This window comes from Streptomyces sp. NPDC059567, from assembly GCF_042735655.1.
In the GTDB taxonomy this organism is placed as follows: domain Bacteria; phylum Actinomycetota; class Actinomycetes; order Streptomycetales; family Streptomycetaceae; genus Streptomyces.
On record NZ_JBHWBS010000084.1, the window covers coordinates 23,464 to 35,115 of the forward strand.

Annotated in this window: 10 protein-coding genes; 3 read left to right on the top strand and 7 right to left on the bottom strand. The window is 72.4% G+C overall.

What is annotated here, in order from left to right:
* Positions 1-27: 27 nt before the first annotated feature.
* The 3 genes from ACFVZW_RS28700 to ACFVZW_RS28710 form a co-directional block, all read right to left on the bottom strand.
* A complete protein-coding gene (locus ACFVZW_RS28700; protein WP_384527080.1) occupies positions 28-480 on the bottom strand; it encodes a DoxX family protein in 453 nt (150 codons plus the stop codon).
* Positions 481-661: 181 nt separating this feature from the next.
* Positions 662-2,311: an alkaline phosphatase D family protein gene (locus ACFVZW_RS28705; RefSeq protein ID WP_384527043.1), complete on the bottom strand. Its 1,650-nt coding sequence runs from the start codon at positions 2,309-2,311 to the stop codon at positions 662-664.
* Positions 2,312-2,374: 63 nt separating this feature from the next.
* Entirely contained in the window at positions 2,375-3,037 is a 663-nt protein-coding gene (locus tag ACFVZW_RS28710; RefSeq protein WP_384527046.1) for an HNH endonuclease family protein, read from the bottom strand.
* A 185-nt stretch (positions 3,038-3,222) separates the two neighbouring features.
* On the opposite strand from ACFVZW_RS28710, the gene ACFVZW_RS28715 reads away from it, so the two are divergent.
* Positions 3,223-3,972: an ABC transporter permease gene (locus ACFVZW_RS28715; protein WP_384527049.1), complete on the top strand. Its 750-nt coding sequence runs from the start codon at positions 3,223-3,225 to the stop codon at positions 3,970-3,972.
* 261 nt (positions 3,973-4,233) lie between these two features.
* Here ACFVZW_RS28715 and ACFVZW_RS28720 read toward each other — a convergent pair whose 3' ends face one another.
* Together ACFVZW_RS28720 and ACFVZW_RS28725 are read right to left on the bottom strand one after the other, a co-directional pair.
* Positions 4,234-4,902, bottom strand: a complete 669-nt coding sequence (locus tag ACFVZW_RS28720) for an HAD-IA family hydrolase (RefSeq protein ID WP_384527053.1) — start codon at positions 4,900-4,902, stop codon at positions 4,234-4,236.
* Positions 4,903-5,081: 179 nt separating this feature from the next.
* A complete protein-coding gene (locus tag ACFVZW_RS28725) occupies positions 5,082-6,131 on the bottom strand; it encodes a peptidoglycan-binding protein (RefSeq protein WP_384527055.1) in 1,050 nt (349 codons plus the stop codon).
* A gap of 150 nt (positions 6,132-6,281) precedes the next feature.
* Between ACFVZW_RS28725 and ACFVZW_RS28730 the strand changes: the two genes are divergently transcribed.
* The gene (locus ACFVZW_RS28730) at positions 6,282-8,336 is read left to right on the top strand and encodes a DHA2 family efflux MFS transporter permease subunit (protein ID WP_384527057.1); all 2,055 of its coding nucleotides are present in this window, start codon (positions 6,282-6,284) and stop codon (positions 8,334-8,336) included.
* Between the two features lie 61 nt (positions 8,337-8,397).
* On the opposite strand, the gene ACFVZW_RS28735 is transcribed toward ACFVZW_RS28730, so the two are convergent.
* Positions 8,398-8,883 (bottom strand): GNAT family N-acetyltransferase, encoded by a 486-nt coding sequence (locus ACFVZW_RS28735; RefSeq protein ID WP_384527060.1) that lies wholly within the window; start codon positions 8,881-8,883, stop codon positions 8,398-8,400.
* A 100-nt stretch (positions 8,884-8,983) separates the two neighbouring features.
* Positions 8,984-9,985 carry an ArsR family transcriptional regulator gene (locus ACFVZW_RS28740; protein ID WP_384527063.1) on the bottom strand — a complete coding sequence of 334 codons (1,002 nt, stop codon included), beginning with the start codon at positions 9,983-9,985 and terminating at the stop codon, positions 8,984-8,986.
* 190 nt (positions 9,986-10,175) lie between these two features.
* On the opposite strand from ACFVZW_RS28740, the gene ACFVZW_RS28745 reads away from it, so the two are divergent.
* On the top strand, positions 10,176-11,534 hold the full coding sequence (locus ACFVZW_RS28745) for an MFS transporter (protein ID WP_384527066.1): 1,359 nt from the start codon (positions 10,176-10,178) through the stop codon (positions 11,532-11,534).
* Positions 11,535-11,652 lie beyond the last annotated feature (118 nt).

Sequence of the window (11,652 nt, forward strand, 5' to 3'; positions counted from 1 at the left end):
GGAATCCGGCCCCTGCCCTACGGGGAGTCAGGCCGCGACCGGAGCGCCCTGCTTCTCGCGCTGCTCCGCCTCGGCGCCGCGGGTGGCGCCGAAGAGCCGGTCGAGCGCCAGCGCGCCCGGGCCGGTGAAGACGAGCAGGAGGAACGCCCAGCAGAACAGCGCCGCGGACTCGCCGCTGTTCTGGAGCGGGAAGAGCGCCTCGGGCTGGTGGACCTTGAAGTACGCGTACGCCATCGAGCCGGAGGCGAGGAACGCGGCGGTACGGGTGCCCAGGCCGACGAGGACCAGCACGCCCGCGACCAGCTGGATCACGGCCGCGTACCAGCCCGGCCATGTGCCGGCGGGCACGGTGCCACCGCCCATCGCGCCGCCGAGGACACCGAAGAGCGAGGCGGCGCCGTGGCAGGCGAAGAGCAGGCCTATGACGATCCGGAACAGGCCGAGCGCGTACGGCTGGACCTGATTAAGGCGGTTCGACAGGTTGTTCATGGGGACGGGACTCCTTCGGTCGGGTCCGCTTCCGGGGAAACGGAACGTGGGGGACGGAACCGATGAGGCCGTCAGGTTAGGCACCCCTCAGTAGTACTTGCAAGTTCAACATTCGGTCATTCGAAGATCTGTGGCGATCGTCACGCGACCCCGGCGGCGTCGCGGCCGGGTCTCAACTTCCGCTGAGGGTCCGTTCGTCCACGGTCACCAGGCGGCCTCCCCGGCGGGCCTGAGTGAGCGTCAGGCGGGCCGAACGGCCGCGCAGTGCGAGGGTCATCAGCTGGTTGCCGAACCAGGGGCCGCCCGTTCTGCGCCAGCCGACCGGCGCGGGGCCCGCGTGGACGTGCCGGGCGAGGGCGCGGCCCAGCCAGCGGCCCGGGCGGCTCCAGCCGAAGCGGAAGCCCAGACGCACCGAGAGCGGGATCGCGTTGTGGAGCGGCGAGCAGGTCAGCTGTGTCACGCGCGCCTCGGGTTCGCCGTCGGGCCATCGGGGCTCCGCCACGTACGCGTGGTGGACGTCCCCGGACAGGACGCACACCGTCGCCGGAGCCTGCGGACCGCTGCCGGCCTCCGCCAGCAGCCGCGTCAGGGCCTCGAAGGACGACGGGAACGCCGCCCAGTGCTCCAGGTCCGCCCGCTGCCGCAGATCCTCCGCGAACCGCGCCCACCTCCCGCCAGGCCCGCCCCGTACACCCCGGCACAGTGCCGCGTTCCAGGTCTCCGCATCATGGATCAGCGGCGGCAGCAGCCAGGGCAGCGAGGTACCCACGAGGAGATGGTCGTACGAGCCGCGGTCGGCCCGCGCCTGTTCGCGGACCCAGGCCGCCTCGGCCTCGTCCAGCATCGCCCGCCCGTCCTCCCGCAGGACGCGGGCCGCCCGGGTGTCGATCATCAGCAGCCGGGTGCGGCCGAAGTCACGGCGGTAGCTCCAGCGCACGCGCGCCGGATCGGCGTCCGCCTCCGCCACGAACCGCCGTAGCGCGTCCGTGCCGTCGGGTGAGCCGCACACCTCGGCGTACAGGGGGTCGGCGGCGAGCTCCGCGGGGGAGAGGTTTCCGAGGTGCTGGTAGACCCAGTACGACATCAGCCCGCTCAGCACCCGCTCGCTCCACCAGTGCGTGGCGCGCATCCGCGTCAGCCAGGCGGCGCTGGTGTTCCAGTCGTCGATGATGTCGTGATCGTCGAAGATCATGCAGCTCGGGACGGTGGAGAGCAGCCAGCGGACCTCGGGGTCCTGCCAGGACTCGTCGTAGAGCCGGGTGTACTCCTCGTACTCGCCGACCTCCGAGCCCGGAGGGTCGCGCGGATCCCGGCGGGCGGCGAGCCAGCGCCGGGTGTCGGCCGAGGTCTCGTCCGCGTACACCTGGTCGCCCAACAGCAGGAGCACGTCGGGGCGTTCGGCCTCCGGACGGGTGGCCAGATGCGTGGCGAGGGTGTCGAGGGCGTCCGGGCCGACCGGGTCGTGGCCGGTCGCGGGCTTCGCCGCCCAGCGGCACGAGCCGAAGGCCACGGAGACCCCGTCACCGGGGGCCGGTGTGCGGATGGTGCTCGGGGGGAAGCGGGAGTCGGGCAGGGGCCAGACCCGGCGGCCGTCCAGCCGTATCTCGTACTCCGTCGTCGTGCCCGGCGTCAGGCCGGTCACCGGGATCACCGCGTAGTGGTGGCCGGCGATCTGGAACGTACGCGTGCTGCCGCCGGCGCCGGACGCGCACCGGGCCTCGGCCGTGCACGGGCGGTCGGCCTCGATCCAGATCGTCGCGGAGTCGCCCGTCACCCCGTCGACGTACCGCAGCAGTGGTCCGATTCTGAGCCCGGCCGCCATCGTGATCCCCCTCCGTCGTCCCGCCGTACGGTACGGAACGACGGAGGGGCACAGGAAGCGTTCTCAGCAGCCGTTCAGGACGGACTGGAGGGCGCTCTTCTCGGCCGAGTCGACGCTCAGGCCCCAGTAGTACTTCGTGTGGACCCAGGCGCGGACGTAGGTGCAGCGGTACGAGGTGCGCGACGGCAGCCACTCGGCGGGGTCCTGGTCGCCCTTGGACTGGTTGACGTTGTCCGTGACGGCGATGAGCTGCGGGCGGGTCAGGTCGTTGGCGAACTGCTGGCGCTTGGCGGTCGTCCAGGAGTTCGCTCCCGAGCGCCAGGCCTCGGCGAGCGGCACCATGTGGTCGATGTCGAGGTCGGAGGCGACGGTCCAGGTCGCGCCGTCGTACTCGGAGAACCAACTGCCGCTGATCGCGGCGCAGCTGGAGTCCTGGCCGACGTTCACGCCGTCGCGCTCGAGGACGACCTCGCGGGTGTTGCAGGCGCCGGACTGGGTGATCCAGTGCGGGAAGAGATCGCGGCTGTAGCCGGAGGAGGAACCTTCCGCCTTCACCGTGAGGGAGGCGAGGTAGGTACGGGCGGTGGCCGCGCTGACCGGCGTGGGCATGGCGGCCTGCGCGGTGGGGGCGGTGGCGAGGAGACCCGTGACGGAGAGGGCGGCGGTGGCGGCGAGCACGGTCGTGCGGCGGCCTATTCGACGCGCGTAGACGCTTGCGGCGAGCATACGAACTCCCTGGGGATGGGGGGACCTTGGCCATGCCGTTCCCGGGCGGGGTGCCGGGCGGCCAGGTCAGCGTGATGGCGCCAGGTTTCGGTGGGGGGTGCGCCAGGTAACAGGGTGGCGACATGGGCACGTCATATCAAGAGTGACGGAACGACAGTTCCGCTTCTCGGCCCTAGGGTTGGCGTGTGCTTCTGGACGTGAACATCACCTTTGCGGTGGTTCTGGCCGTTCTGCTTGCCGTGGCCGCGGGCGTCGTCGCGCTCGCCCGGCTCGGGCGCGCCCGCGACACGCTGATCGCGGGTGGGCGTGCGGCGGTCCAGCTGATCGCGGTGTCCCTCGTGATCGGCTGGGTGATGCGGTATCTGCCGCTGCTGCTGGGGTTCCTGCTGCTGATGTACGGGGTGGCCGTGTGGACGGCCGGGCGGCGGGTGGTGCCGTCCCCTGGGCGCGGCTGGTGGTGGGCCGGCGTGCCGATCGCCGCGGGTGTGGTGCCGGTCGTCGGAGCGCTCGTGCTCACCGGTCTCGTACCGGTGCGGGGTGTCGCGCTCATCCCGGTGACCGGCATCCTCATCGGCGGCGCGCTGACGGCCACGGTGCTGGGCGGGCGGCGCGCGCTGGACGAACTGGAGACGCGACGCGGCGAGGTGGAGGCGGGACTCGCCCTCGGCCTCGCCGAGCGCGAGGCTCGCCTGGAGGTGGCGCGGCGGGCGGCGTCGGACGCGCTGCTGCCGGGTCTCGATCAGACGCGGACGGTGGGGCTCGTCACGCTGCCGGGCGCGTTCGTGGGGATGCTGCTGGGCGGTGCGTCACCGTGGGAGGCGGGGGCGGTGCAACTGTTCGTGCTGGTGGCGCTGTTGGTGGTCCAGGCGGTGGCGGTGGCCGCGGTCCTGGAACTGGTGGCGCGGGGCGCCTTGGCGCGCGGGCCCCGCGACTGACGGGAGCCCGCGATGGGAGGGCGTGACGGGGCCCTCGACCGGAGACGACGCGGCCGGCGGGGTCCGCGACCGGAGGCGTGACGGGGTCCTCGACGGAAGGCGCCTCGCGGCCGACGGGGTCCGCGGCGGGAGGCGCGACCGGGCTCTCCACGGGAGGCGCCTCGCGGCCGACGGGGGTCGTCGACCGGAGATGACTCGCGATCGACGCGGGCCTCGCGGCTGACGGACATGGCGCCCTTGGGCGGGCGCCGCCTCCCAGGGCTACGCGGAGAACGTCAGGTGGAGGGTGCCGTCGGCCGTCTGCGTCACCGTGAGCGTCGTGAGGTCCATGACGTGGACGTCCGGGGCGAAGGCCGCCGCCCTCGGGCCCACGCCCACGACCCGCATTCCGGCCGCGCGTCCCGCCTGGATGCCGGCCTCGGAGTCCTCGAAGACCACGCAGTCGGCCGGGTCGAAGCCCAGCTCCGCCGCGCCCTTGAGGAAGCCCTCCGGGTCCGGCTTGCTCGCGCCGACCAGCTCCGCAGTGACGCGGGTCTCCGGCACGCGCAGCCCCGCCGCGCCCATCCGGGCCTGGGCGAGGGCCTCGTCCGCCGAGGTCACCAGTGCATGCGGGAGGTCGGAGATGGCGTCCATGAAGGCCGGGGCGCCCGGGATCGGGACGACACCGTCGACGTCGGCGGTCTCCTCCGCCAGCATCACCCGGTTGTCCGCGTGGTTCTGCTCCATGGGCCGGTCCGGGAGGAGGACGGCCATCGTCGCGTACCCCTGGCGGCCGTGGACCACCTTGAGCGCCTGCTCCGGGTCCAGCCCGTGGCGTATCGCCCATCGGCGCCAGCAGCGCTCGACGACGGCGTCCGAGTTGACGAGGGTGCCGTCCATGTCGAGCAGGAGGGCGCGGGTCGTGAGCGTTGCCGGGGTGGTGGCGGGCATCGACGGTCTCCAGAGGGGGTGGGAGGAGAACAGAGTGGTCCCGCCCACCGGTCAGGGAGTGCGAGCGGGAGCCACTTTGTTTCTCCACGATACAAAACGCGGAGCCGTCTGCGCCAATCCGTCCCGCATCCCGGACCCCGGGCGGTGTCCGATGGGTCGTCCGGTGCCCGGTGGGGACGTCAACCGGTGGTCAACGCCTCCAGGGCGCGCCGCGTCTCGGGCCCGTACACGCCCTCCTCGTCGTCCTCGATGGAGTGGTACTCCTGGAACCTCTCCACCGCGCGCCTCACCTGCCTGGAGTACTCGCCGTCGATCGGGCCGTCGTAGACCCCCCACGCCTGCGTGAGCCGCCGCTGCAGCTCCTCGACCTCGGCCCCGGAGTCCCCCTGGCGCAGCGTCGGGGGCGCTGTCTCCTGGGTGGGCGTCGGGCTGGGCGTGGAGTTGGTCCGGGTGGCCGTGGGTGGCGGCGGTACGACCGGCGCGGTGGCGGCCTTCGTGGTCCGGACGGCGGAGGGCGAGGCCGAAGCCGAAGCGGAGCGCGAAGCGGAGGCCGACGACGAGGCCGACGCCGACGTGGAGGGCGTGGTCGTCGGCTCCTCCGATACGGCGACGTTCTCCGACGCGCTCGTCGTGACCGTGGGTACGGCCGCGCGGTCGTCCGTCTCGTCCCCGCCGTCGAACAGGCTGGCCGCGACCGCCGCCGTGGCGACGACCGCGACCGCGACCGCCGCCGCGAGCGCCACCATCGCGCCCCGCCGGCGCGTGGCGGGCCGCGGCTCGGGCTCGTCGTACCTGTCGTACTCGTAGTGTCCGTCGAGCCCGTCGGTCACGTAGTGCCCGTCGGGCCCGGCGTGCCCGTCGTACGCGTCGGCGCCGTCCGGGGCGGGCGTCGCACCGATCCCGGGCAGCAGCAGCGGCATGGTCTCGGGGCCGTCCCCCGCCGGGTGCGCCACCGTCGGCGGTACGGGTTCGGCCGCGGGCGCCACCGGACCCGGCACCGGATCCGCCACCGGCCGCGGCACGGAAACCGGAACCGGAACCGGAGCCGGAACCGGGATCGGCGGCGGAGGCGGCGGTGCCTCGTGCGCGCCGCGCTCCGGCGCGTCCAGGGTCACGTACGGCCTGATCCGCAGCGGGTCGAAGTCCTCCGCCGCGGCGATCTCCGCCTGGACGCAGGCGCAGCCCGGTCTTCTCTGTACACCACATTCAGGACAGACGTGTCCGGTCATGGTGGATCCCCTCCCCAGTTCACCTGGCAGCGATTATGCAGGCCGCTCCTGTCCGTCACCTGAACAGCCGTTCCCCTCGGGAGGACATAAGGGGGCACAACGATCAGGATGAGGGGATACGGACCCCTGAGGACACGCCCGGAGATGCTCATGGCCCAGGAAGTACGCTCGCCGGACCTCGGCGGCGACCCCGCTCCTGGGGAGGGGCGGAGTCGCCGAAGCATTGTCGTCGCGATCGGTGCGCTGCTGCTCGGCATGCTGCTCGCCGCACTCGATCAGACCATCGTCTCCACCGCCCTGCCGACCATCGTCAGCGAGCTCGGCGGGATGGAGCACCTCTCCTGGGTCGTCACCGCGTACATCCTCGCGTCGACGGCGGGGACGCCTCTCTGGGGCAAGCTCGGCGACCAGTACGGCCGCAAGAAGCTCTTCCAGGCCGCCATCGTCATCTTCCTCGTCGGCTCCGCCCTCTGCGGCATCGCGCAGAACATGCCGCAGCTCATCGGCTTCCGCGCCCTCCAAGGGCTCGGCGGCGGCGGGCTCATCGTCCTGTCGATGGCCATCGTCGGCGACCTCGTCCCGCCCCGGGAACGCGGCAGGTACCAGGGGATGTTCGGCGCGGTCTTCGGCGGCAGCAGCGTCCTCGGCCCGCTGCTCGGCGGGCTGTTCACCCAACACCTCTCCTGGCGCTGGGTCTTCTACATCAACCTGCCCATCGGCATCGTCGCCCTCTTCGTGATCGCCGCCGTGCTGCACATCCCCGCACGCGGCACCCGGCACACCATCGACTACCTCGGCACCTTCCTCATCGCCTCGGTCGCCACCTGCCTCGTGCTCGTGGCCAGCCTCGGCGGCACCACCTGGGACTGGGGCTCCCCGCAGATCATCGGACTCGCCGTCCTCGGAGCCGTGCTCCTCGTCTGCTTCGTGTACGTCGAGCAGCGCGCCGCCGAGCCCGTACTGCCGCTGAAGCTGTTCCGGATCAGGACCTTCACCCTCGTCTCGGTCATCAGCTTCGTCGTGGGCTTCGCGATGTTCGGCGCGATGACCTATCTGCCGACCTTCCTCCAGGTCGTCCAGGGCGTCACCCCGACCGCGTCCGGCGTCCACATGCTGCCGATGGTCGTCGGCATGTTCATCGCCTCGACGACGTCCGGTCAGGTCGTCTCCCGCACCGGCCGCTGGAAGGTCTTCCCCATCGCGGGCACCGCCGTCACCGCCCTCGGGCTGCTGCTGCTCCACAGACTGACGGAGCACAGCTCCACCTGGCAGATGAGCGTCGACTTCTTCGTCTTCGGCGTCGGACTCGGCCTGGTCATCCAGGTCCTCGTCCTCGTCGTGCAGAACGCCGTCTCCTACCAGGACCTCGGCGTCGCCACCGCGGGCGCGACCTTCTTCCGGTCCATCGGTGCCTCGTTCGGTGTCGCCGTCTTCGGCGCGATCTTCACCAACGGGCTCAACACCCAGCTGGAGGGCGCCCTCGCCGGACAGCCGCTGCCGCCGGGGACCGGCCCCGAACAGATCGCCGCCGACCCGCGCGCGATCGACGCGCTCCCGCCGGAGCTGCAGCCGTCCGTCGTGCATGCGTACGCGACCTCGATCACCGACGTCTTCCTCTACTCGGCGCCGGTGGTCTTCGTCGCCTTCGTCGTCGCCTGGTTCCTCAAGGAGGACAAGCTGCGCGGCTCGGTCACCGCCCCCGACGCCAGCCAGACCCTGGCCTCCAACCCGGTGGAGCGGTCCTCCTACGAGGAGTGCGCACGCGCCCTGTCCGTGCTCGGTTCACGCAAGGGGCGCAGGGAGATCTACGAGAAGATCACCGCGAGGGCCGGGCTCGATCTGCTGCCGGCCGCGAGCTGGCTGCTGCTGCGGATCCGCCGCCACGGGACCGTGGAACCGGCCCGGCTCGCCGAGACCACCCCCGTACCGCTGCGGGCCATCACCGAGGCGTCCCGTCAGGTCGAGGAGCGCCGCCTCGCGCGCCGGGAGGGGCTGCAGTTGATCCTCACCGACGACGGGGTCGAGGCGGCGGCGAAGCTGGCGAAGGCGCGCGAGGATTCGCTCGCCGAGCTGCTGGGGGACTGGTGGGGGCCGGACCGGCCGACGGATCTGGTGCAGCTCGTGGAGGAGCTGACGGCCGAGCTGAGCGGCTCGGACGCGGAGCGACCACGCCTGCCGGAGCCGCCCCGCGACCACCACGCGTAGACCGCCCCGCGTAGACCGCCCGCGGCCACCACGCTGAGCGCCCCGCCCGACCGTCGCCCCGTCAGAGCTCCTTGCCGTACCAGATATCCATGTACGGGCCCTCGCAGTACGCCGGGATCTCCGCATAGCCGTGGCGGCCGTACAGGGCACGTGCCTCGACCAGGTCCAGACGGGTGTTGAGGACCATCCGACGCGCGCCCAGTTCACGGGCCGCGTCCTCCAGGTGCCCCATCAGGGCCCCGGCGCCGCCCGTGCCCCGGAAGGCGTGGCGCACGAACACCCGGGTCAGTTCGGCGCGTTCGCCGTCGAGGAGCAGCACACCACCGCAGCCGGCCGCCATGCCCTCGTACCGGGCCACCAGGAACCGACCGTTCGGCGGCGTCAGAAGCTCCACCCCGTCGTTCGTCAGCCCCTCGTCGATCTCCGCCTCGGTCGCGGGCCGCTGCCAGTAGCGGCTCGCCACGTCGTCGTAGTAGTCGCGGCGCAGGGCGGTGGCGTCCGGGGTGTCGACACGCTCGGGGGCGAAGGTCCAGGTCATGCCCGCCATTGTGGGCGCACGACCGGGACCCGTCGCCTGCTTTTCCGAGCGGTGTCAGCCCTGCTCGGGCGCGGCCGAATGCGGGTGGGCGCGAGGGAGGCCGAGGCGCTCAGGCACCGTCCTCCTGTGGCCCCCCGGCCGGTCCCAGCAACTGTTCGGCGAGCTCCGTGCGGAGGTAGAGGACGCTCCGGCCTGCTCGGTGCGAGACGGCGAGGCCTGCCGCGCGCAGAGCCGTGAGGTGGTGGGAGACGGTCGGAGTCGGCATGCCCGTCCGTTCGGCGAGCTCCGTGGTGGAGGCCGGCGTGCCCAGAATCGTCAGCAGCAGAGCCCGGGAGCGGCCAAGGACACCCGCGACCGCTTGCGGCACGGGCGTGCTGCCACGCTCCCAGAGTGTGCCGATGCCGCGTGCCGGGTAGACCAGGCCCGGCTGGGCGGGCGGAGTGCTCTGGGAGAAGACCCCCGGCCACACGAACACCGAGGGAATCAGTACCAGCCCCTGCCCGCCGTTGAGGGCGCGGCTGGCCTCGTACCCGGGGTGGGCCACCCGAAGTACGCCGTTGTCCCAGCCGACCGACGGGTGCAGGTCTGCGAAGAGTGCCTCCGTGCCGCCCCGGGCGATCAGGCGGCCACGGCGCAGGATCTCGCCGTCCAGGAGGCGGACGATGCGTGGCCAGTGCGGTGCCAGCGCGCACTCCCAGTAGGCCCGTATCTCGTCCGCGAGCCGGGCCAGACCGCGGGCCGGGGCCTCGTACAGCTCCAAGACCTCGGGGGCGAGCGGGGTGGAGATGCGGTCGAGGTCTGCCCGGACCGCCTCGGGGCCGGTCCGCAGCAGGCGGTCGATCTCGTCCTCCAGCGTCGGTTCGCCGGACGCCGGGACCGGGGTGAGGAAGTCGGGCACGTACGCGGCCGGGACCGGCACCAGTGTGGTCAGCAGGGGGAGCCTGATTCGGTCTGCCGCGAGCCGGTCGCGGGTGTCGCGGGCCCACGACAGGTGCAGGGCGTGGCGGCCGGGGTCCTTCAGCGACTCGATGCTCGTGACGACCTCCCACAGCGGTGACCGGGCGAACCGCGAGCGGGCGAGGTCGCCGGCGGAGAACTCCAGCGTCAGCACGTCCCCTCCCGGAATCCCGTGAGCCGCCCGTGGATTCGACCGAGATGAAATCTGTTGGCCTGTGTTCCGGACGCCCGCAGGCTGGTCGGCAGATCCCCACCGTGCCCAGCCGGTCCACGCCTCATACGACCGTGCCCTCCCCGTACTGTGCGCCGCACCGCGCGGCTCCGCCCGAAAGGTTTCCACACCCATGCCCGAAACAGCTGCCCCCGAGCGTGAGGGCTTCCTCCAGCGCAGGCTCGGCATGCCCGATATGCGGGGCAACCGCAAGATGGTCAACGCCGCCGTGATCGACAGCGTCGGCTCCGGTCTCATCCTCGCCTTCATCCTGGTCTACTTCGCCAAGACCACCGATCTCTCGCTGCCCGCGATCGGCGGGGCGCTCACCCTGGCCCGGTTCCTCGCGGTCCCCACCGCGATGGTGGTGGGGCCGCTCATCGACCGCTGGGGGGCGCGGCTCGTCGCGTTGGTGGGCAATCTGATCTCGGCCGTCGGCTATGCCGGGTTCCTGCTCGCCGACGATCTCTGGCAGATCGTCGTGGTGGCCTGGCTGACCCAGATCGGCGGGGCGGCGTACTGGACCTCCAGCAGCGGCCTGGTGGTGCTCGCCTCGACGCCGGAGCGGCGGCCGCGCTGGTTCGCGCTGCTGCACATGCTGCGTAACAGCGGCCTGGGGATCGGCGGCGCTCTCGGCGCGCTGCTGGTCGGCTACGACGGCAACACCGGCCTGAACATCCTGGTCGTCGCCAACGCGGTCAGCTATCTGACCGCCGCGCTGCTGCTCGGGCTGTGGCGGCCGCCGCTGGCCGCCGTCCGGGCCGCCGAGCAGGCCCGGCGGGAGCAGGAGCCGAAGAGTGCGCCGGACGCGTCGAAGGCCAAGGGCGGCTACGGGACCGTGCTGCGCGACAAGCGGTACATGCTGCTCGTCGGGATCAACATCAACTTCGTCTTCGCGGCACTGGTACTGAGCCTGCTGATCGCCGTGTTCGTGACCGAGGGCCTCGGTCAGGCGGCGTGGATCGGCGGCGTGCTGCTCGTCCTCAACAGCGTGCAGGTCGCGGCGACGCAGACGCTCGTCAACCGGCGGCTGGAGCGGTACCGGCCGATCCGGATGATCGCCGCCGGCAGCCTGATCAACGCCCTCGCGTTCGGAATCTTCGCGGTCCTCGGGTTCACCCCTGCCTGGGTGGCGGTGGTCGGCCTGTTCGTCGCCATGGTCCTCTACAACTTCGCCGAGACCGCCGCGACGCCGTTCTCGGAGGACCTCTCGGTGTCCCTGGCCCCCGAGCACCTGCGCGGTCGCTACCTGGCCGTCTACCAGCTGTCCTGGACCTTCGGTCAGACGGTCGCCCCTCTGCTGCTGACCCTGCTGCTCGACCTGGGCGCCAGCTGGCCGTGGGTGTTCCTGATGGTGCTCGGCCTGCTGGCGGTGCCCGCGCTGCTGCTGCTGGAGCGGATGGTGGAAGCCGGCAAGCCGCGGCAGGAAGACCCGGATTCAGGCGGGGGGAAGGGCGCGGCCGACGAGCTGCAGCCCGAGCCGGCGGTGTGACGGGCGGCGTACGCGGAGGGGGGGGGGGGGGGGGGGGCCGGGGGGGGGGGGCCCCCCCGGGCCGCCCTGAGAGGCAGGGGGCGGGGTGGGGGGGGCGGCCCGGCGGCGGGCCCGCCCC